Consider the following 20,552-nt stretch of genomic DNA (forward strand, 5'->3'; position numbering starts at 1 on the left):
AGTCTTCGAGCGATCCGTCTCCGCGGTGCACCCGGCCGCGGCGACCCGTGACGAAAGAAGGAGCAGCGCGTTGGCCCGCACCGTCCTGGTGACCGGAGGAAACCGTGGCATCGGCCTCGCCATCGCGCAGGCTTTCGCCAAACAAGGTGACCGGGTCGCCGTCACCCATCGAGGTAGTGGCGCGCCCGAGGGCCTCTTCGGCGTCGAGTGCGACATCACCGACAACGCCGCCGTCGACGCCGCCTTCACCACGGTGGAGAAGGAGCTCGGCCCGGTCGAGGTGCTCGTCGCGAACGCCGGCATCACCGACGACACGCTGCTGCTGCGCATGTCCGAGGAGCAGTTCACGCGCGTCCTCGACACCAACCTGACCGGCTCGTTCCGGGTCGCCAAGCGCGCCAGTTCCAAGATGCTGCGTGCCAAGTGGGGCCGGATCATCTTCATCTCGTCGGTGGTCGGCCTCTACGGCGGACCGGGCCAGGTGAACTATGCGGCGAGCAAAGCCGGGCTGGTCGGCATGGCCCGCTCGATCACCCGTGAGCTGGGCAGCCGTAACATCACGGCGAACGTGGTCGCGCCGGGCTTCATCGACACCGAGATGACCGACGTGCTGTCCGACGCGCGCAAGGCGGAGATCCTCAAGGCCATCCCCGCCGGGCGGCTCGCAGCCCCGGACGAGGTCGCCCAGGCGGTCACGTTCCTGGCCGGGGACAGCGCGGCGTACATCTCGGGTGCGGTCATCCCGGTCGACGGCGGCCTCGGCATGGGTCACTGACCCTTCCATAATTCGGAAAACTGGAGAATCTGTGTCTGGACTGCTGGCCGGTAAGCGGCTGCTCATCACCGGCATCATCACCGACGCGTCGATCGCGTTCTCGGCGGCGAAGATCGCCCAGGAGAACGGCGCCACGGTCGTGCTGACCGGCTTCGGCCGGCTCTCGCTGGTCGAGCGGATCGCTAAGCGGCTGCCCGAGCCCGCCCCGGTGATCGAGCTCGACGTGACCGACCCGGAGCAGCTCGCCTCGCTCGAGGGCAAGGTCCGCGAACACGTCGACGGCCTCGACGGCGTGCTCCACTCCATCGCCTTCGGCCCGCAGAGCGTCCTCGGCGGCGAGTTCCTCAACGCCGGCTGGGACGACGTGGCGAAGGCGCTGCAGGTCTCCACGTTCTCGTACAAGTCGCTCGCCACGGCCTGCGTCCCGCTCATGGGCCAGGGCGGCAGCATCGTCGGCCTGACCTTCGACGCGACCAAGGCCTGGCCGGTCTACGACTGGATGGGCGTGGCCAAGGCGGGCCTCGAGTCGGCGTCCCGCTACCTCGCACTGCACCTCGGCAAGCAGGGCATCCGCAGCAACCTCGTCTCGGCGGGCCCGCTGCGCACGATGGCGGCGAAGTCGATCCCCGGCTTCGAGCAGTTCGAGGACGCCTGGGCCAACCGCGCCCCGCTCGGCTGGGACCTCACCGACCAGGAGCCGACGGCCCGGGCCATCTGCGCCCTGCTCTCGGACTGGTTCCCCGCCACCACCGGCGAGATCATCCACGTCGACGGCGGGTACCACGCCCTCGGCGCCTGACTCATCGCAGTTTGAAAGCAGGGGCCGCGCGGAAGCGCGGCCCCTGCTGCGTTCCGGCCGCCGCCACCCAAGCCCAACACCTCGCCCCCGCGCCTCGCCCCCCAGCGCCCGGCCCAGCGCCCGGCCCAGCGCCCGGCCCCAACGCCTGCCCCGACCCCCGCAGTCCGGCCCAACGCCCGCAGGCCAAGCTGCCTACCCTTTTGCCTAGCCTCCTAGGATGCTTAAGGCGGTGCGGCGGCGGTTACGCTGCCCCGAAGCCACTCGTCGGACAAAGCCGCAGACCCTAACGTGACAAATGCGTCGGCACGCTGATACGTCAGACTTGTGAGGGTTATTCGGAAACAAAAGATCTTTCGCTTTTGCGGGGTTTAGCGTCTGGCTCGTGGTGCATACACGCTTGTTCCGGGATGATTCGGTGCTCTCGCAACGGTCGGCGATCTTCGCCGTCGTCCTGCTCGCCGTGGCGCTGGTGGGTCCGCCCAGCGCAGCCCAGGCCGCCCCTGCCAACGTCAACACGACGGCGCAGGGCATCCGCGCGACCCTGAGCCTGCTCGGGCTCCCGCTCGGCCCGATCACGACGCCGCAGAGCACGTGGCAGACCGGCCAGTCGATCAACACCAAGACGACGGCGAACGTGAGCCTGCCCGGCGTGGTCGGCACCGGTGCGGTTTCCGCGGTGACCGGCCCGGACGGCGACGGCGGTAACGCCGCGGCGAAGGTCGACGGCCTGAACCTGCTGGGCTCGGGCGGGGTGAGCGCGGACACCGTCAGCACCGCCTGCTCGATGACCCCGGCGGCTGTCACCGGCGGGACCGATGTCCTGAACCTGACGGCGCTCGGCGCGAACGTCAACCCGGCGACCGGTCTGGACCTGAATCTGCCGAACCTGCTGACGGGCAAGCTGGACAAGCAGACCGCCACGTACAACGCGAGCACCGGCCGCCTGGTCTTCACGGTTCAGGCGCTGAATCTGCAGCTGGCGGCGGCCGGCGTCGCCACCGGCACCGTGGTGGTCGCGGAGTCGACGTGTTCGGGTGTGGTGAAGTTCGGGGCGATCGACACCACTGCCAGGACCATCACCCCGGGCATGACGGGTACGCCCACAGTGGCGGTGACCAACGCCGGTGAAGTGGCGGCCCCCAACACCGTGATCACCATCCCCGCCCCGCCGACCGGCTACACCCTCGGCAACGTCACGACGACCGGTGGCGGTACCTGTTCGACGGCGAGCACCACGCTGATCCGCTGCACCGGTGTGACCGTGCCGGGCGCGGGGAGTGTCACCGTGTCGCTGCCGGTGACCGTGGGTGCGAACGCGGCGGGTGCGGGCAACTGGCAGCCGGCTGCGGGCACGATCACCGCGGTCAGCACGCCGTTCCCGGCGTTGACCGGCACCACGATCGAGGTGAGTGGCGCGGGCCGGCTGGTGACGGTCGGGACCCCGCAGACGACGAGCGGGTCGATCGTCGTCACGCAGATGTCGTTGCCGGCGGGCAAGACCGCGCAGACGCCGATCACCGTGAGCAACGGCGGCCCGTCCGACGCGACGACGACGGTGACGGTGCCGCTGGCGGGCCGGCCGAACGGTGTCTCCGTCGTGAGTGCCGCGGTGGGTAGCAATCCGTGCACGGTGTCCGCGAGCACGATCACGTGTTCGTCGGTGACGGTGCCCGCCAATGACAAGATCGAGATCACGGTCAAGGCCGCGGCGACCACCACCACCCCGGTGGGTACGACGTGGGATCTGACCGGCATCGCGGCAAGCCTCAACGGGTACGCGCTGACCGGCGCCGGCCGGCTGCTGACCGTCAGCGATCCCGACGTGAACCTCAACAACGGGGTGACGATCACGCCGGTCGACGCGATTCCGGGTGGTCCCGCGGCGATCGTCCGGGTGCGGGTCGCGAACTCGGGGATCACGGCGGGGACGAACACGTCGGTGACCATCCCGGCGCCGCCCGCTGGTTACACGGTCGGGAACGTGACGACGTCCGGTGGCGGTTCGTGCGTCAGCAACTCGGCGAGCATCTACTGCACCAACGTGACGGTGCCGCCGATGGGGGCGGTGACGGTGTCCGTGCCGGTGACGCTGGCGTCGGGTGTCACGGCGAACTGGACGACCACGCCGGGCGCGCCGGTGAGCGCGGCGAGCGGTGACTCGACCGGGCAGGCGTCGGGGCTGATGGTCACGGCGACGCCGCAGTGGACGTTCTCGGTGGACGTGACCGGGCCGGCTCCGCGTACGGTGCGTCCTGGTCAGAGCACGACCATGAACGTCACGGTGACCAACGACGGCCCCTCGGACGCGACCGCGTCGGTGTTCACGATCCTGGCGCCGCGGTCGACGACGTTCGGCACCTTGACGGGTACGGCGGCGCAGCGCTGCACGGTGACCGGGCCGGCGGCGCTGCGGTGCACGGTGACGCTGGTGGCGGATGACGACGTGGTGTTCGTGCTGCCGTTGACCATCGCGGCGAACGCGGATCCGGCGACGCCGCTCGACGGTGGTTGTGTGAGCTTCAACGGGGACGCGGACTGCTCCGACCCGGAGGACGAGGGTCTGCCGAGCATCCAGTTGCGCACGCCGCTGGGCACCAGGCTGAACGTCGTGCCGGTCCGGGCGACGATCACGCCGGGTACCAGTGGTGTCGCCAAGCTGCGGCTGACGTCGACGCAGGACGAGTCCGGTCTGACGGTGAGCGTGCCGACCCCGGATCTGCCGGCCGGGTTCCAGTTGACCGCGGTGAGCACCACGGCGACCTCGGGTTCGTGCTCGATCGGTGCGAACGCGGTGTCCTGCAGCGGCCTGGTCCTGACGCCGAACCAGCCGCGTGAGGTGGCGATGACGGTCGCGGTCGGTCCGGCGGTCGCGCAGGGCACGGACTGGACCTCGACGGCCACGAAGGTGTCCGACGGGGACGAGACGCTGACCCAGCCCGCGGATCTGGCCGTGACGGGCCCGCCGGTGATCGATCTGAGCGCGACGGTGACCGGCCCGCCGGACAACACCGTGCAGCCCGGTGACACGACGCAGGTGACCGTGGTGGTCGCCAACGCCGGCCCGTCGGACGCCGCGACCGCGAAGGTGAGCGTGCGGGCGCCGCAGGGCACGACGTTCGTGCCCCCCTTCCCCGCCGGGTGCACGCTGACGTCACCGACCGTGGTGGAGTGCACGGCTACGCCGATCGTGGCGGGTGGCCAGGGCCCGCAGTGGGTGCTGCGCCTGCTCGTGCCGGACGGCGAGGGCACGGACACGCCGCTGACCGGCGGTTGCGTGGATCTCGACAACAACGGGGTCTGCGACACGACCGACAAGAGGATCGAACCGATCGTGCTGCTGGTGCCGTTCGACCGGCAGGTCACGATCGACTCGGACCCGGCGACGGTGACTCCGGGCCTGCAGGACGTCGCGCGGGTCACGGTGACCGCCACGCGCGGCACCCTGACGAACCTGACGGTGACGGTCCCGCTGGGTCAGCTGCCGCCTGCCCTGTCGGTGGTGAGCCAGACCAGCACGAGCGGCAGCTGTACGCGTACCTCAACGGTAGTGACCTGCTCCGGTGTGACCGCCGACGCCGGTCAGACCGCGACGATCTCGCTCGGGGTGGCCGCGACGTCGGCGGCGACCGAGGGGACGACCTGGACGGCCACGAACGTGGGGGTGGCCCGGGGTGCGCAGTCGGTGTCGGCGCGGGCCCGGCTCGCGGTTGTCGCCGCGCCGCGGTTCACCCTGGATGTCACCTCGACGCCGCCGGGTCCGATCCCGCCCGGCGGGCAGGGTGACCTGACGATCGACATCGACAACCTGGGCCCGTCCGACGTGAACGACGAGGACATCAGCGTCCTCGCCCCGGACGGTGGCACGTTCGGGCCGCTGGGCCCGCCGACGTCGGGGATCTGCCGGCTGGCGTCGCCGACCCGTGCCGTCTGCACGATCACGTTGACGCCCGATGACGATCCGGTGATCCTGAAGCTGCCGATCGTGGTGTCGCCGGGTGCCGACCCGGGCACGCCGCTCGGTGGTGGCTGCGTGGACCTGAACAACAACGGGCTCTGCGAGACGCCGACGCCGGACAAGCCGTTGCCGCCGATCACGCTGGCGACACCGTTCGACCGGCAGGTGGACATCAGCACCACCCCGGCGCGGATCACCCCGGGGAGTTCCGGCAACGCGCTGGTCCTGCTGTCGGCGAGCCCGGCACAGACGAACCTGACGATCACCATCCCGACGGACACCAAGCCGGCGCAGATGGTCGTGGGCCTGGTGAGCTCGAGCACGACGGGTGTCTGCCTGCCGATGTTGCTGGTGCAGGCGATCCGGTGCACGGGCGTGAACGTGCCGGCGAACGGTGCGATCATCACGGTGCCGGTGACCGTGCCGGGTAACGCCCCGGCGAACCTGGTCTGGTCGACGCGGGCGATCATCGCGGCCAACTCCAACGGTGACACGGCGACCGGTTCGGGTCTGCTGGTGCGCACGGGGGCGCCGGAGTACACGCTGAACGCGACGGTGACCGCTCCGGCGCCGGGCACGACGCTGCCGGGTGACACGGCCATCGAGCGGATCACACTGACCAACTCCGGGCCTTCCGCGGCCACGGATGCGCTGGTCACGCTCAAGGCTCCGCCGGGTACGGCGTTCGGCGCGCTCACGGCGCCGATGTCGGATGTGTGTACGCGGGAAAGCGCGACCCGCATCAGCTGCTCCGTCACGCTCGGGCTGGCGCCGGCGACCCTCGTCTGGGACCTCCCGATCGTGATCCCCGGCAACTACGACCCGTCGTCCTCGGTCACGGGCGGCTGCATCGACCTGGACGGCGACGCGGCGTGCGGCGGCACCGGGGACCAGCAGCTGGCCGACATCGTGCTGGCCACCCCGCTGGGCCGGATCACCACGGTCAGCGCCACGAACGTGCCGCTGGTGCCGGGGCGCACGGCGACGACGACCTTCACGGTGGCGATGAGCCAGGCCCGCGACGGCGTACGGGTGACGATCCCGCGCGACGCCTTGCCGGCCGGGGTCACGACCACGGGCATCACGGTGGACGGCGGCGCGACCTGTACGACGTCCGGGGCCGCGTACACGTGTGGTGATTTCGGTGTCGGTGCCGGTGGCAGCGTTGCCCTGCGGGTGGCGTTGTCGGCGACCGGGGCTGCCCTGCCGGGTGCGGTGTGGGCTCCGGCGGTGACGGTCGCCCGTGCCGGCGAGTCGGTGAGCCGTACGGTCACCGCGGCGACGGTCGGTGCCGCCGACGCGCCGTTGACGGTGACGGTGGTCGGCCCGGCGCCGGGCACCCTGCAGCCCGGTGGGACCGGTGACCTGGCGATCACGGTCACGAACCCGGGGCCGTCGGACGCCCGTAACGCCCGGTTCGTGTTCCGTGCGCCGACCGGCACCACGTTCGGGTTGCTGAACAGCACGGCAGCGCAGATCTGCGTACGGTCGTCGGCCACCCAGGTGGATTGCACGATGGACGTGGCGGCGAACACGAACCGGCAGTTCACGCTGCAGATCCGGGTGCCGGCGGCGGCGGACCCGGACGAGCCGGTGACGGGTGGTTGCATCGACACGAACCGCAGTGCGACCTGTACGTACCCGCCGGACAGCCCGATCCCGGACATCACCCTGGGGTCGCCGCTGGACGACGCGCTGACCGTGAGCACCCGTGGCGGCACGGCGACCCCCGGTCTGACCGGCACCGGATACGTCGTGGTGACCGCGCAGCGCTCGGAGAGCAATCTGACGATCACGGTTCCGCTGACCGAGCTGCCGAACACGTTCTCGGTGACCTCGGCGACCGGCCCGACGGGTTCGTCGTGCCAGGTGCAGGCCGTGCAGATCCTGTGCACGGGGGTCAGCCTGGTCAAGGGCGTCAACCAGGCGGTCACGATCGTGACGACCACCGCCTCGCGGCTCGCCGCCGGGGTGGCCTGGACGGCGAGCGCGATCACCGTGACCCGCGGCACCGACACCGTGCGGGGCACCGGCACGATCGTGACGACCGGGCCGCCCGTGCCCGGCGTGCGGGTGGCGCTGACCGGGCCGTCCGCGCCGGTGAAGCTGGGTGACACCACGACGATCACCGCCACGGTGACCAACGTGGGCCCGTCGGACGCGACCGGGAACACGGCGACGATCTCGGCGCCGAGCCAGACGACGTTCGGGGTGCTGTCCGGGCAGGCCGCCGCGGACTGCACCCCGGCCTCGACGATCCTGCTGAACTGCCGCTTCGACCAGACGGTCGGGCAGAACGCCCGGGTGTGGCTGCTGCCGGTGATCGTGAACACCGACGCCGACCCGACGCTCCCGGCGACTGGGGGCTGCGTGACGGTGAACGGCACCGCCACCTGCCTGTCGGATATCACGCTGGACGGCGAGTTCGCGCTGTACCAGCCGCTGACGAAGACCGCGAAGATCACGTTCGGGCCGCAGGAGATCGCACCGGGCAGCACCGGCGACCCGACCGTCGTGGTGACCGACACCGGTGACCGGGACGGGCTGAGCCTGGTCGTGCCGCTGAACCGGATCCCCAGCAGCTTCAAGGTCACCGGCGCGACGCCGGTGTCGAGCGACGGCGACAACTCGTCCGGCAGCTGCGACGTGGGGACCAGCGAGGTGACCTGCACCGACATGGCGGTCTCGGCGGGCACGATCACGGTCACGCTGGACGTGGCCGTGTCGGGCAGCGCGAGCGACAGCGACAAGTGGACGGCGACGAGCGTCACCCTGACCGACGACGACAGCACCACCGACCAGCTGGTCGCCTCGGGTGTGCTGGTCACGACCGGGGAGGCCACCGACACGGTGACCACGACGTTCGGTGAGCCGACCGTCAACCCGGCCGCGCCGGGGCAGAAGACGGTCCTGCCGATCACGCTGAGCAACCCGGGCCCGAACGACGCGAGCCCGCACGTGATGACGCTGAAGGTGCCGACGGACCTGACGCCGGGCTCGCCGCTGCCGGACGACTGCTCGTGGGACGAGGGCAGCAACGTGGTCACCTGCACCCGCGACCTTGCGGTGGGCGACGAGTACACCTATCGGATCCCGTTCGTGGTGGGGCGCACGGTCAGCGTGGGCACGACCATCGACGGGGGCTGCCTGGACGCCGAACCGGCCAACAACAGCTGTGCCGACGACGGTGACCAGCCGCTGCCGGCGATCTCGGTGGTCGCGTCGCGGGTCGACCTGGAGCTGAGCCTCAAGCGCAAGACGACCACGGCCAGGGCCGGGGGCACGGTGCTGATCAAGATGCCGTACAGCAACAACGGGTCGCAGACGGCCGGTGGGATCGTGTTCGAGGTCGACCCGCCGACCGGGGTGAACCTGGTGCTGGCCCGGGTCCTGCTCGACGCCTCGGCGCAGAGCGCGGCGGCGGGCAGCGCGCTGGCGCAGGCGGCGGCGACCGACGACGAGCTGGCGACGATCGACTGCATCCCGGACGAGCTCGGCGACGAGAACGCCGTGGTCTGCGACGGGCCCGACGCGGCGGTGGGGGCGACCAGCGAGCTGTGGCTGTCGCTGCGGATCACCTCGACTGCCAAGAAGGGCGTGCACCCGGTACGCGTGACGATCAGCACCACGAGCCCCGAGGGCAATGTGGTCAACAACACGATCGAGGCGCTGCTGTCGATCGCGGGGGCGGTCACGGACACACCTACCGACAATTCGGATAACGGCGGGACCGGCACCGACAACCTGCCCAAGACCGGTCAGAACCTGGTCGGCCTGCTGGTTCTCTCGGTGATGCTGATGATCGGCGGCATGTTCCTGCGGGTCGGAGCGCGCAAACGGCCCGCGCGGAAAAGCTGACCGGGGCCAGGGGTGAGTGGGCGCCACCGGAGCGGAAGGGGGAGACTGGTCCGGTGGCGTACGACGCGTTTCTCCTGCTCTCCTTCGGTGGCCCCGAGCACCCCGACGACGTGATGCCGTTCCTGCGCAACGTGACGCGCGGGCGCGGTGTCCCCGAGGAACGGCTCACGGAGGTCGCCGAGCACTACATGCACTTCGGCGGCGTGTCACCGATCAACCAGCAGTGCCGCGACCTGCTCGCCGCGGTGCAGGCCGACTTCGCGGGCAACGGGGTGGCGCTCCCGGCGTACTGGGGGAATCGCAACTGGGGGCCGATGCTGGCCGACACCGTCGCGCAGATGCGTGACGACGGTGTGACCTCGGCCCTGGGCTTCGCGACCAGCGCCTACGGCGGCTACTCCTCCTGCAAGCAGTACTGGGAGGACATCTCCCAGGCCCGCGCCAAGGTCGGCCCGGGTGCCCCGGCGATCACCAAGCTGCGGCAGTTCCACGACCACCCCGGGTTCGTGCAGCCCCACACCGACGCGGTCGCCGCCGCGCTCGCGAAGCTCGACCCGAGCCGGCGCGAGAGCACCCGGGTGGTCTTCACCGCCCACTCGATCCCGTCGTCGATGGCGGCCACGGCCGGCCCGACCGGTGGGCGTTACGAGGCGCAGCTCCACGAGACGGCCGCGCTGGTGCACGCCGCCGCGGCCCCCGACCTGCCCTGGGACCTCGTGTGGCAGAGCCGCTCCGGCCCGCCGCAGGTCCCGTGGCTGGAGCCCGACATCAACGACCACCTGCGGATCCTCGCCGAGAAGGGCGTCACCGATGTGGTCGTCAGCCCCATCGGGTTCGTCTCCGACCACCTCGAGGTCATCTGGGACCTCGACAACGAGGCCAAGGAGACCGCCGCCGACCTCGGCCTCGGCTACGCCCGCGCGGACACCCCCGGCACCGACCCCCGCTTCGTCGCCATGATCCGCGAGCTCGTCCTGGAGCGCACCGAGGGCGTGAGCCGCGAAAAACTCGGTACGCTCCCCGTCTGGGACGTCTGCCCAGCGGACTGCTGCCCGCCGCCGCGCCGCCCTTCGCACAGCTGACCGGCTGACACCGAGGAGTTTTATGCCCGAGCGCAAGGCCATCGAGACCTGGCTGACCGACATGGACGGGGTCCTCGTCCACGAGGGCGTCCCCGTCCCCGGAGCGCCCGAGTTCGTCAACAAGATGAAGGAATCGGGAAAGCCCTTCCTGATCCTCACCAACAACTCCATCTACACACCCCGTGACCTGCAGGCCCGCCTCGCCCGGATGGGCTTCGACGTGCCCGAGCAGTCGATCTGGACGGCGGCGCTGGCCACCGCCCAGTTCCTGGCCGACCAGCGGCCGGGCGGCACCGCGTACGTCATCGGTGAGGCGGGCCTGACCACCGCCATGCACGCGGCGGGTTACATCCTGACCGAGTTCTCACCCGACTACGTGGTGCTGGGCGAGACCCGCACCTACAGCTTCGAGGCGCTGACCAAGGCCGTCCGGCTGATCAACGACGGCGCCAAGTTCATCTGCACCAACCCCGACGCCACCGGCCCGTCCAACGAGGGCGCGCTCCCGGCGGCGGGCTCGGTGGCCGCGATGATCAGCAAGGCCACCGGCGTCGACCCGTACTTCGTCGGCAAGCCCAACCCGATGATGATGCGTTCCGCGCTCAACGTCATCGGCGGCCACAGCGAGAGCACCGCGATGATCGGCGACCGGATGGACACCGACGTCCTCTGCGGCCTCGAAGCGGGCCTCGAGACGATCCTGGTCCTCACCGGCATCAGCACCCGCGCGGAGAGCGAACGCTACCCCTACCGCCCGTCCCGCATCGTCGACAGCGTCGCCGACCTGATCAACGAGATCTGAACAGCTCGCCGAGGCGGTATTCCACCGTCTCGGCGGCCTCGGCCGGGCTGCGCAGCCCGGCAACGACCATCGACGCGAGGCCCGCCCCCAGCGCAGCAAGCCCGCGGGCCTCCAGCGTCGCATCGACCCCGGCCGGCACGTCCCCGGCGGCGACGGCCAGCTCGATCTGAGCGGCGAGGAGATTCTCCAGCGCCGTCGGCGGGGGAGTCCCCGCAGCCCCGGCCGCCGCGGCGATCGCCGGATCGGTCAGCGAAGCAGCGAAGTACGCCGACTGCACCCGCGACATCATCAGACTCCGCTCATCGGTCGGCAGCACCGCCGCCAGGCAGATCCCCATCACATCCCGCGGCCCCGGCGCCCGCCCCAACTCGGCGAACCGCTCCCGCATCCGCTCCCCGAACGCAGCCGTCAACTGCTGGAACGCCGCGACGACCAACTGCTCCTTGGTCTCGAAGTAGTACTGCACCAGCCGCATGGAAACCCCGGCCTCACCAGCCACCTCCCGCAGCGTCGCCGCGGGCAACCCCCTGGTGGCGGCGATCCGCCACACCGCCTCCGCGATCTCCCGCCGCCGGACCTCATGATCCACCCGCTTCGGCACACCACCCACTCTGGCACAACGCCTCCGGCGACTTCTTTCGGGCACATGTACGCCCAGAGCCCCCCACTCAGCCCCCCGATAAGGTCTGCTGTCCGGATGCTCCGCCTAGGTCCCGCACTGGCCGCAGCCGGCGTCCTGACCCTCGCAGCCTGCGCCGACACCCCCGACAACTCCACCTCCACCACCAACGTCCCCAGCGTCTCGGTCTCCGCCGCAGGCTCCTACCGCGACTGCCTGGAAGACAACGGCATCGACACCTCCGGCATCCCCGGCGGCCAGGGCGCCCCGGGCGGCCCGATGCCCGGTGACCCGATGTCCCCGGGCGGCATGCCCGGCCCCGGTGGTCCGATGCCCGGCGGACCCGGCGGCGGGACGCCTGGTGGTCCCGGCGGTGCGATGCCGCCCGGCGGGCTTGGCGGTCCGGGCGGTCCGATGCCGCCAGGCGCTCCCGATGGTGCGATGTCCGGCGGCGTGGTCGGTCCGGACGGTGTCCTGCCTACCGACAATGTGGGCGTGCCCGGTGGTGGCGTGCCCGGTGGCGGGCTCGGCGCGTTGACGAGCAAACCGGCCGGGGTCTCCGACGAGACCTGGGCCAGGGCTCAAAAGCTCTGCGCGAGCCTGGCACCCACCCCGTGATCCCACAGCTGCGCCCTAGGGTGGGCGCATGGGACTGTCCTGGGAAGAGTCGTATCTGGGTGGACTACGCGCGCTGGCCGGCGACGACCGCGTCCTGATCTCGGTCGGCGCGCACAGCATCGTCCGCGACGACCGTGGCCGCATCCTGCTGATCCAGCGCTCCGACGATCTCACCTGGGCCCTGCCCGGCGGCAGCACGGAACTCGGCGAGACCCTGCGCGACTGCGCGATCCGCGAGGTCCAGGAGGAGGCGGGCCTGATCGCCCACGCGGTCACGCCGTTCGGGCTGTACACCCACGCCCGCGACCTCAACCGGAACATGTTCGGCCACGTCTACCACTCGATCGCCCTGATGTGCCGCGTCGACAGCTTCGAGGGCACGGTCCAGCGCGTCACCGACGAGAGCGTCGACGCGGTCTGGTTCGACGTCGACGCCCTGCCGGAAGGTGCGGGCACGCTCGTCCGGCGCGGGCTCAGCGACCTGGCCGCGTACGAGAAGGACGGGACTTTCGCTCTGGACTGACGGTCCTTGTTTGGACTGAGTCAAAACTAGAGCTATCGTTCGGTACGTGACCACGGCTGATGAACTGATCAAGCGCGCGGGGCTCCGCAGCACGGCACCCCGCCGGGCGGTCCTCGACATGCTGCTCACCCGGCCGCACCTGACCGCACCCGAGCTCGCCTCGGCGCTGCCGGCCACGCTGTCGCACCAGGGCCTCTACAACGTCCTGGACGACCTGCGCCGCGCCGGGATCGTCCGCAGCTTCGAACCGGCCGGCTCCATCGCCCGCTACGAGACCCGCGTCGGCGACAACCACCACCACCTGGTGTGCCGCGACTGCGGCAAAATCACCGACGTCGACTGCGCGATCGGCATGCCACCGTGCCTGACCCCGATCGACGACGCGGGCTTCAGCGCCATCGACGAAGCCGAGGTCACCTGGTGGGGCACCTGCACCACCTGCACCGAGTCACAGAAAGGCCAACGATGACTATCACCAGGGACATCCCGACCACTCAGGCCTTCCGCGCCACCCCCGCCCAGGCCGACCGCCTGCAGCGCATCCTCGTCGACCTGGTCGCCCTGCACCTGCACGGCAAACAGGCCCACTGGAACATCGTGGGCACCAACTTCCGCGACCTGCACCTGCAGCTCGACGAGCTCGTCGACCTCGCCCGGGACGCCAGCGACACCATCGCCGAACGCATGCGAGCCCTCGACGCCATCCCCGACGCCCGCCCCGAAACCGTCGCGGCCACCACCACCCTGACCACCCTCGGCCCGGACGAGATCGCCACCGACCACGCCATCGTCCTGGTCACCGGCCTGATCAACCAGACGGTCGCCACCATCCGCGACGTCCACGACGCCGTCGACTCGGAGGACCCGACAACGGCGGACATCCTGCACGGCGTCATCCACGACCTGGAGAAGCAGGCCTGGATGCTGTCAGCCGAAAACGCAGCCCCGCGCCGCCGCTGACCCTGGAAAGCCCACCCCGGTCATGATCGCCCGGGGTGGGCTCGTCACGCCTGCCCGGCCAGATCCTCGACCGAGATCTTCAGCGTCGCCAGCAAACTGCTGTGCTTGTGCGTATCCACCTCATCGGGAAGCTCACGCTCCACCCAGTCAGCCCGCGACCCCTGCCCACGCTCGCGAAGAGTCCTGACGATCACATGCTTGGGAATAGTCATCGATCAACCGCTCTGAAGCCGCAGCGGAAGAGCCCCGGCCCAGAAAAACCGGCATACCTCGAGCGCGCAAGCCCCGGTAGAACCAACCCGGATGCTGCCATGACAACCAGCCGCAGTCCCGCGGCCGGCCCCCGCAGCCTACCGCCGCCCGGCCCCCCTTTCGACGCACGCGTCAAGCGCGCGAACGGCTCTGGCCCGATCTGTCGGCGAGTTGAATGGCGACGAGCCGATGGTGCCTGGTCTCCGTGCCCCTTGGTCAGGTGCCGGACAACTGTCTCCTCGGCGTCATCGCCGCATCTGACCTCCGGGATCTTTCCCGAGGCAGTGGGCATCGTGGCCAGCGACTGACCGATCGACGAGAGAGCCTGTTGCAGCGGGGACAGGATGCGGATCGCTTCCTCGACCCCGATCGCGTGGCCGGCGATGCCCTGCCCGTGCAGCCGGCGCTGCATGCGGGCCAACAATTCCTCAGCGGACGTGACGTCGAGGTCTTTCGGATTGAGTTCGGAGCTGACGAAGCTTCCCTCGAACCAGATCGCGTGGACGGGCACGCGATCACGGATGAAAGCGTGCGCGGCACGCCAATGGCTTCAGATCTCCTGCCGCCTCACGGATGAACGCATCGCGTCGCAGGTGACGAACCGATCGACTATCTCCGCTTCGGTGGCGGGGTGGCGGGGTAGCGCCCGCACGGCAGAAAGCCGGAGGACGGGTTGAGGGGCGGAACAATGGTCGTGGAACAGCCATGAAACCGACAGTCGAGGCCATAAATCGACAGTTCTTCGTATTTAGAAGCTGTTGGCGACCTGCGTGAACCAGCGGTTGGCGGCTTGGGTGTGCAGGTCGAAGCCGAGCGGCGCGGGCCGTTCCAGGACTTCGCGCCCGGCGGTTTCCGAGTCGGTGTGGGCGGGCAGGTCGGCCGCTGAGGCGAGCCCCGGTAGCAGGCCGAAGATGAGCAGGGTGCCGTCCGGGGCGCTGCGGGCGTCGAAGAGCCGGATCGCGTCCGGGTCCGATGAAACGCCGGTTTCCTCGAGCAGCTCGCGCGAGGCGGCCTGTTGCCAGCTTTCCGCGGCGTCGATGTAGCCGCCCGGCAGCGCGAGGCTCCCCACCGCGGGTGGCACGGCGCGCCGGATGACCAGCAGACCCGATCCGACCGGCTGCAGGGCGACCGCCACGGGTTTCGGGTTGAGGTAGCTGGTTTCGCCGCAGGCGCCGCAGCGGCGGGGCCAGGGCTGGCCGGGAGGGAAACGGGCGCCGCAGAAGGTGCAGTGCGCGTAGCGGTCAGGCATGCAGCGGGGCGTTGCAGGCGGCGACGAGGGCCTGGCGGCAGGCGTTCAGCAACGGGCGCAGAGCGGCGTCGCGTTGCTGGGCCTCGTAGGTGTTGACCGCGCCGCCGGGGGCGTTGTGCTCGGCGAGGGTGAGGACCTGGTCGAGGATGCTGGCTCGGGCGAAGAGGCGGCGCGAGCGGGGGTCGAAGCCCGGGGGCAGTGTGGCGGTGCTGTCGGGGCGGCGCAGGGCCTGGAGGGCGCCGGCGAGCTCGGGGCGCCACTGGGCGACGTCGAGGCGGGTCAGCTGGGTGGTGGCGGCGGTCAGGGCCTGGGTGAGCTCGGCTTCCGCTTCGGCGGAGCCCATCTGGAAGACCGGCTTGTAGGTGGCGACCGGGTAGAAGCGCCACATGACTGTTTCGAACGTCACGCCGGAGCCGGAGGTGTGGGTGCGGACCGAGGGGACCACGCCGAAGGTGGGGGTCATCACGGCTTCGCCCTCGAGCAGGGCCGCGCCGGTCAGCTCGCCGGGGCCGGGGAGACCGCGGGGGTCGCCGGGGGCCGGGAGGACGAGGCGGATGTCGTCCGGGGGCAGCTTGGCGAAGGCCGGGAGGGCCTGGGCCAGCGGGACATCCGTCCAGGTGCCGGGGGCATCGGCGACGAGGTGTTCCTCGTCGCCGGCGATTTCTTCGGCCAGCTCGTCGAAGGGGACGAGGCCGGCGCGCCAGGCGCGTACCCACGCCACGAACCGGGTTGACCGGCGTGCCGTGAGGGTCGCCGCATCTGCTGCGGGGGACATGCAGGCAAGGGTACGTGGCACCTGGCGGAGTTGTCTCGGTGAGAAGGTCGGTGCGTCGTGTCGGCGTGGCGGCGCGCGGAGGGTTACCGTGCCGGGATGTATGGGGAGGACGTGCTCTCGGGGAACTGGCGGCGGCGCAAGGTGATCCCGGAGGTCGAGGCCGAGGCTGACCTGGTCGTGGAGGATGCCGATTCCGGGTTCTGCGGTGCCGTGGTCGGGTTCGAGTTCGGCGCGGTGGTGCTGGAGGACCGGCACGGCAAGCGGCGCAACTTTCCGCTCGAGCCGGCCGCGTTCCTGCTGGAGGGCCAGGTCGTCACCCTGACGAAGCCCGCCGCGGTGCAGGCTCCGCCGCGTCAGTTGCGCACGGCGTCGGGTTCGACAGCGGTCAGCAATGTACGAGCTCAGGTGGCGAAAGCGTCCCGTATCTGGGTCGAGGGCATCCACGACGCCGCCCTGGTCGAACGGATCTGGGGCGACGACCTGCGTATCGAGGGTGTCGTGGTCGAGCCGCTGGACGGCATCGACGACCTCGCCGGTGCCGTCCGTGACTTCCGTCCGGCGCGGGGACGCCGCGTCGGGGTGCTCGTCGACCATCTCGTGCCGGGCTCGAAGGAGAGCCGCATCGTCGCGGCGGTCACCGATCCGAACGTGCTGGTGACCGGGCATCCGTACATCGATGTGTGGCAGGCGGTGAAGCCTGAGCGGGTCGGGCTGCGCGCGTGGCCGGTCATCCCGCCGGGCCAGCCGTGGAAGGAGGGCGTCTGCCGGGCGGTGGGCATCGGTCAGCCGTACGAGATGTGGCGCCGCATCCTCAGCAGCGTCAACAGCTACAAGGACGTCGAGACACCCCTGATCAACGCCATGGAACGCCTCATCGATTTCGTCACAGAGCCTCCAGAGCCTTCAGCGGCGGATAGACAGTAGAGGGCCGTCCGTCGACCGTCGCGCCCGCGAACTGCAGCATCGCGCCGGTCTCGCGGTTGAGGCCGTGCGGGTAGTTCAGCTTCGGTGCCGAGGCCTCGTCGAGAACGGCGAGGTGTGACGGGTCGAGGCGCACGTCGAGGGCGGCGAGGTTCGCGTCCAGGTGCTCGATCTTGCGCGGTCCCAGGATCGGCGCGGCGACCCCCGGCTTGCTGAGCAGCCAGGCGAGCGCGACGGCGGCAGGCGTCGAGGACACCGACGACGCCACCGACAGGAGCGCGTCGATGACGGTGAACTGCTCCTCGGAGGGACCACCGATGATCGCGCCGCGCTGCGAGTCCTGCGGTGCCGCGCCGCGGGCGTACTTTCCGGAGAGGAACCCACTGGCGAGGGGGCTCCACGGGGTCAGGCCCATGCCGGCGTCCAGGGCCAGCGGGGTGATCTCGCCCTCGACGGTCCGGGCCAGCAGCGAATATTCCACCTGCAGCGCGATGAGCGGTGACCAGGCGCGCAGCAGGGCGGTGGTCTGCGCCTTGGCGGTGTACCAGGCAGGGGTGTTCGAGAAACCGAGATACCGGACCTTGCCGGCGCTGACCAGTTCGTCCAGCGTGCGCATGGTTTCTTCCACCGGTGTGTACGCGTCGAAGTTGTGCAGCCAGTACACGTCCAGGTAATCGGTGCGGAGCCGGCGCAGCGTGTCGTGGAGCTGGGTGACGATCGCCTTGCGGGAGGCGCCGCCCGCGTTCGGGTCGCCCGGGTACAGGTTCGTGAAGAACTTGGAGCCCAGCACGATCCGGTCGCGCAGCCCCGGCCGGTCGGCGAAGAAGTCACCGAGGATCTGCTCGGACTGCCCGTTGGTGTAGAAGTTGGCGGTGTCCAGGAAGTTGCCGCCGAGGTCGAGGTAGCGCTGCAGGATCCTTTCGGACTCCGCGACGTCGGCTCCCCAGCCGCCGGACGTGCCGAAATTCATCGCGCCGAGTGCGAACGGGCTGACCCGCAGTCCCGACCTACCCAGTGTCACGTATTCGTCGAGTGCCATGAATCCATTTCACCGTCCCGCGGGCCGGACGGGTAGCACGATGCTTGCGTACCGTTGCACGATCCTGCTTTTCTTGCGGTGTGTCCCTTGCCGAGCTCAGGACCCTCATCACCCGGCACGTACGCCGTGACAGCGCCACCGCGATCGACGGCGTGCTGCTGTCGAGTGTCGACGTGCCGGGCCCGCCGGCATCGTCCACGACCGGGACGGTGTTCGCCCTCGTCGCGCAGGGCCAGAAGCGGATGTCCCTCGGCGACCGCGTCCTCGACTACGGCGCCGGGCAGTATCTACTGGCCTCGGTCGACCTGCCGGTCACCGGGCACTTCAGCGTGGCGCCCGCGCTCGGCTTCGGCCTGATCCTGCGCCCGGCGGCCATCGCGGCGCTGGTGCTCGAGGCCGGCCTGACCGGGTCCAGGGCGGCGGCTCCGGGGCTCGCGGTCAGCGACGCGTCCCCGGAGCTCATCGACGCGGTCGTGCGGATGGTCCGGCTGCTGGAACAGCCCCGCGACAGCCCGGTCCTCGCCCCCATGATCGAACGGGAGATCCTGTGGCGGCTGATCACCGGAGACCAGGGCGGCACCGTACGCCAACTGGGCCTCGCCGACAGCGGCCTGTCCCACGTCAGCCGCGCGGTCCAATGGATCCGGGACAACCACGCGGAACCGTTCCGCGTGGAGGATCTGGCCCGCACGGCCGGCATGAGCGTCTCCGCCTTCCACCGCACGTTCCTGGCGGTCACCGCGATGAGCCCGATCCAGTTCCAGAAACGGATCCGCCTCCAGCAGGCCCGGCTCCTGCTGATGGGCCGTCCCTCCGATGTGGCCGGAGCGGGCCTCGCCGTCGGCTACGACAGCGCCTCCCAGTTCAGCCGCGACTACCGCAGGCTCTTCGGCGAGCCCCCCGGCCGCGACGCCGCCCGCCTGACCGCCGGGGCCTGAGCCTCAGGCGAGGTCCGGGCCGGCCCCGGCAGCGGCGTTCAGGCGAGGTCGGGCCGACCCCCGGCAGCGGCGTTCAGGCGAGGTGAGCCGGGTCCCGGCTGAAGACGAACGTCGCGATGTCGAGCTGCTCGGCCGAGCCGTCCGGGCCGCGCAGGACCGCGAGCAGCTCGCCCAGGTTCGCCCCGGCGCTGCCCCGCCACCGGTCCGGCGCCTCGCGGACAAAGCGCCACGGCGCCTTCGCTGAGAATCCGACGGGGGTGATGACCAGGTCCTCGCCGTCCGCGGCGGCCTCGTACTCCGTGCCCATCCACCACCAGCGCCCGCACAGATCGGCGGCCTCGCCCTCCGGTGAAGCGGACGGCAGCCACGGCGACGGGACGACAGGTTCGGCGTCCAGCACCGCGGTCAGCGCCTCGAGGGCGACCGCACGGATGCTCGTGCCACGCAGCCCGTACGAGTTGGCGAACGCGATCACCCCGATCCGGCTGGCCCGGTGGACGGCGAGCTGGGAGACGTACCCGGGCATGGAACCGCCGTGGGTGACGTAGACGCGTTCGCCGACCCGGTTGAGCTCAGGGCCGAGCCCGTGCCCGGCGGTCCAGGTCTCGTCCTGCATGACGACGGGCGTGCACATCTCGTCGACGGAGTCGCGGCTGAGCACGGACGGCGCCGGGTCGGCCAGGAACGCCGCCCACTTCGCCATGTCCGTGACCGTGGACCAGAGCTGACCGGCCGGGGCCATCGCGCCCGCGTCCAGCCGTGGCTCCTCGTGCAGGCTGCCGTCGAGGGCGTGCACCACGTAGCCGCGGGCGAACGGTTCGGCGGGGTGGTACGTCGTGCGCAGCATCCCCAGCGGTTCGAGGACGCGCTTGCCGACCAGGGCCGCCCACGATTCCCCGGTGACCTTCTCGAGGATCGCGCCGAGGAGCCCGTACGCCAGATTGGAGTAGTGGTAATGCCGGAACGGCGGTCCGAAGATCTTGTCCGGGGAGAGCTCTTTCAGCAGGTGGTCGGCGTTCCCGCCGGCGTGGCGTTCCCACCACGGGCCGTCCGGCTCGCGTTGCAGCCCGGAGACGTGCCCGAGGAGCTGGCGCAGGGTGACGCCGCCGATCGGGGTGCCGGGCAGGTGCCGGTAGAGCAGGTCGTCGAGGGCGAAGAAGCCCTCGTCGCGCAGCTGCAGCACCATCGTCGCGGTCAGCGTCTTGGTGATCGAGCCGAGCCGGTACTGCGTGGTCGGGTCCGGCGGAGGCGTCTGACCGGCGCCGGTGAAATGCATCAGGGAGCGGTCGCGGACCACCGCGAGGGCCAGCGACGGCGCGCGGCCGGTGGACTGCGCGCGGGCGGCGATCTCGGTGACGCGCCGGCCGGTTTCCGGCAGCAAGGACAC

18 protein-coding genes are annotated in these 20,552 nt (G+C 70.7%); 11 read left to right on the top strand and 7 right to left on the bottom strand.

The window, feature by feature from the left end; genetic code table 11:
- The first annotated feature begins 70 nt into the window (after positions 1-70).
- From Aco04nite_RS37580 to Aco04nite_RS37600, 5 genes are all read left to right on the top strand, one after another.
- Positions 71-775 carry a beta-ketoacyl-ACP reductase gene (locus Aco04nite_RS37580; protein ID WP_203834482.1) on the top strand — a complete coding sequence of 235 codons (705 nt, stop codon included), beginning with the start codon at positions 71-73 and terminating at the stop codon, positions 773-775.
- Positions 776-806: 31 nt separating this feature from the next.
- The gene (gene fabI / locus Aco04nite_RS37585) at positions 807-1,574 is read left to right on the top strand and encodes an enoyl-ACP reductase FabI (protein ID WP_203834481.1); all 768 of its coding nucleotides are present in this window, start codon (positions 807-809) and stop codon (positions 1,572-1,574) included.
- Between the two features lie 382 nt (positions 1,575-1,956).
- A complete protein-coding gene (locus Aco04nite_RS37590) occupies positions 1,957-9,387 on the top strand; it encodes a hypothetical protein (protein ID WP_213001992.1) in 7,431 nt (2,476 codons plus the stop codon).
- 53 nt (positions 9,388-9,440) lie between these two features.
- Positions 9,441-10,469 carry a ferrochelatase gene (locus Aco04nite_RS37595; RefSeq protein ID WP_213001993.1) on the top strand — a complete coding sequence of 343 codons (1,029 nt, stop codon included), beginning with the start codon at positions 9,441-9,443 and terminating at the stop codon, positions 10,467-10,469.
- A gap of 22 nt (positions 10,470-10,491) precedes the next feature.
- Complete coding sequence (locus tag Aco04nite_RS37600) at positions 10,492-11,271, top strand: HAD-IIA family hydrolase (protein ID WP_213001994.1); 780 nt, start codon at positions 10,492-10,494, stop codon at positions 11,269-11,271.
- On the opposite strand, the gene Aco04nite_RS37605 is transcribed toward Aco04nite_RS37600, so the two are convergent.
- Positions 11,258-11,872 (bottom strand): TetR/AcrR family transcriptional regulator, encoded by a 615-nt coding sequence (locus tag Aco04nite_RS37605; protein ID WP_213001995.1) that lies wholly within the window; start codon positions 11,870-11,872, stop codon positions 11,258-11,260. The genes Aco04nite_RS37600 and Aco04nite_RS37605 overlap by 14 nt on opposite strands.
- Positions 11,873-11,968: 96 nt before the next feature.
- Between Aco04nite_RS37605 and Aco04nite_RS49820 the strand changes: the two genes are divergently transcribed.
- Genes Aco04nite_RS49820 through Aco04nite_RS37625 form a run of 4 tightly spaced genes read left to right on the top strand, consistent with a single transcriptional unit; the run spans position 11,969 to position 13,991 of the window.
- Positions 11,969-12,508, top strand: a complete 540-nt coding sequence (locus Aco04nite_RS49820) for a hypothetical protein (RefSeq protein WP_213001996.1) — start codon at positions 11,969-11,971, stop codon at positions 12,506-12,508.
- Positions 12,509-12,536: 28 nt separating this feature from the next.
- Positions 12,537-13,031 (top strand): NUDIX domain-containing protein, encoded by a 495-nt coding sequence (locus tag Aco04nite_RS37615; protein WP_213001997.1) that lies wholly within the window; start codon positions 12,537-12,539, stop codon positions 13,029-13,031.
- A gap of 46 nt (positions 13,032-13,077) precedes the next feature.
- Positions 13,078-13,500, top strand: coding sequence for a Fur family transcriptional regulator (locus Aco04nite_RS37620; RefSeq protein WP_213001998.1), 423 nt, complete (start codon positions 13,078-13,080; stop codon positions 13,498-13,500).
- On the top strand, positions 13,497-13,991 hold the full coding sequence (locus tag Aco04nite_RS37625) for a Dps family protein (RefSeq protein WP_213001999.1): 495 nt from the start codon (positions 13,497-13,499) through the stop codon (positions 13,989-13,991). Before Aco04nite_RS37620 ends, Aco04nite_RS37625 begins: the two co-directional genes overlap by 4 nt.
- Before the next feature lie 44 nt (positions 13,992-14,035).
- On the opposite strand, the gene Aco04nite_RS37630 is transcribed toward Aco04nite_RS37625, so the two are convergent.
- The 4 genes from Aco04nite_RS37630 to Aco04nite_RS37645 all read right to left on the bottom strand — a co-directional run bounded on the left by Aco04nite_RS37630 (position 14,036) and on the right by Aco04nite_RS37645 (position 16,267).
- The gene (locus Aco04nite_RS37630) at positions 14,036-14,203 is read right to left on the bottom strand and encodes a hypothetical protein (RefSeq protein WP_213002000.1); all 168 of its coding nucleotides are present in this window, start codon (positions 14,201-14,203) and stop codon (positions 14,036-14,038) included.
- Positions 14,200-14,754 carry a hypothetical protein gene (locus Aco04nite_RS37635; RefSeq protein WP_213002001.1) on the bottom strand — a complete coding sequence of 185 codons (555 nt, stop codon included), beginning with the start codon at positions 14,752-14,754 and terminating at the stop codon, positions 14,200-14,202. The genes Aco04nite_RS37630 and Aco04nite_RS37635 overlap by 4 nt, the downstream gene beginning before the upstream one ends.
- Positions 14,755-14,991: 237 nt before the next feature.
- A complete protein-coding gene (locus Aco04nite_RS37640) occupies positions 14,992-15,492 on the bottom strand; it encodes an NUDIX domain-containing protein (protein ID WP_213002002.1) in 501 nt (166 codons plus the stop codon).
- A complete protein-coding gene (locus Aco04nite_RS37645; RefSeq protein ID WP_213002003.1) occupies positions 15,485-16,267 on the bottom strand; it encodes an Rv1486c family protein in 783 nt (260 codons plus the stop codon). The genes Aco04nite_RS37640 and Aco04nite_RS37645 overlap by 8 nt, the downstream gene beginning before the upstream one ends.
- Before the next feature lie 96 nt (positions 16,268-16,363).
- Between Aco04nite_RS37645 and Aco04nite_RS37650 the strand changes: the two genes are divergently transcribed.
- Complete coding sequence (locus Aco04nite_RS37650) at positions 16,364-17,191, top strand: DUF3097 domain-containing protein (RefSeq protein WP_213002004.1); 828 nt, start codon at positions 16,364-16,366, stop codon at positions 17,189-17,191.
- On the opposite strand, the gene Aco04nite_RS37655 is transcribed toward Aco04nite_RS37650, so the two are convergent.
- Complete coding sequence (locus tag Aco04nite_RS37655; protein ID WP_213002005.1) at positions 17,151-18,227, bottom strand: aldo/keto reductase; 1,077 nt, start codon at positions 18,225-18,227, stop codon at positions 17,151-17,153. The genes Aco04nite_RS37650 and Aco04nite_RS37655 overlap by 41 nt on opposite strands.
- Positions 18,228-18,307: 80 nt before the next feature.
- Between Aco04nite_RS37655 and Aco04nite_RS37660 the strand changes: the two genes are divergently transcribed.
- Positions 18,308-19,165 (top strand): AraC family transcriptional regulator, encoded by an 858-nt coding sequence (locus tag Aco04nite_RS37660; protein WP_213002006.1) that lies wholly within the window; start codon positions 18,308-18,310, stop codon positions 19,163-19,165.
- Positions 19,166-19,238: 73 nt separating this feature from the next.
- Here the strand turns inward: Aco04nite_RS37660 and Aco04nite_RS37665 are convergent, their stop codons facing one another.
- Complete coding sequence (locus Aco04nite_RS37665; protein ID WP_213002007.1) at positions 19,239-20,552, bottom strand: serine hydrolase domain-containing protein; 1,314 nt, start codon at positions 20,550-20,552, stop codon at positions 19,239-19,241.

The sequence above is a fragment of the Winogradskya consettensis genome, assembly GCF_018332715.1.
In the GTDB taxonomy this organism is placed as follows: domain Bacteria; phylum Actinomycetota; class Actinomycetes; order Mycobacteriales; family Micromonosporaceae; genus Actinoplanes; species Actinoplanes consettensis.

Bases quoted from the DNA above. Each gene is read 5' to 3' on its own strand.
- Aco04nite_RS37600 (WP_213001994.1), top strand. From the start codon at position 10,492: ATGCCCGAGCGCAAGGCCATCGAGACCTGGCTGACCGACATGGACGGG.
- Aco04nite_RS49820 (WP_213001996.1), top strand. From the start codon at position 11,969: ATGCTCCGCCTAGGTCCCGCACTGGCCGCAGCCGGCGTCCTGACCCTC.
- Aco04nite_RS37615 (WP_213001997.1), top strand. From the start codon at position 12,537: ATGGGACTGTCCTGGGAAGAGTCGTATCTGGGTGGACTACGCGCGCTG.
- Aco04nite_RS37625 (WP_213001999.1), top strand. From the start codon at position 13,497: ATGACTATCACCAGGGACATCCCGACCACTCAGGCCTTCCGCGCCACC.
- Aco04nite_RS37630 (WP_213002000.1), bottom strand. From the start codon at position 14,203: ATGACTATTCCCAAGCATGTGATCGTCAGGACTCTTCGCGAGCGTGGG.
- Aco04nite_RS37640 (WP_213002002.1), bottom strand. From the start codon at position 15,492: ATGCCTGACCGCTACGCGCACTGCACCTTCTGCGGCGCCCGTTTCCCT.
- Aco04nite_RS37645 (WP_213002003.1), bottom strand. From the start codon at position 16,267: ATGTCCCCCGCAGCAGATGCGGCGACCCTCACGGCACGCCGGTCAACC.
- Aco04nite_RS37650 (WP_213002004.1), top strand. From the start codon at position 16,364: ATGTATGGGGAGGACGTGCTCTCGGGGAACTGGCGGCGGCGCAAGGTG.
- Aco04nite_RS37655 (WP_213002005.1), bottom strand. From the start codon at position 18,227: ATGGCACTCGACGAATACGTGACACTGGGTAGGTCGGGACTGCGGGTC.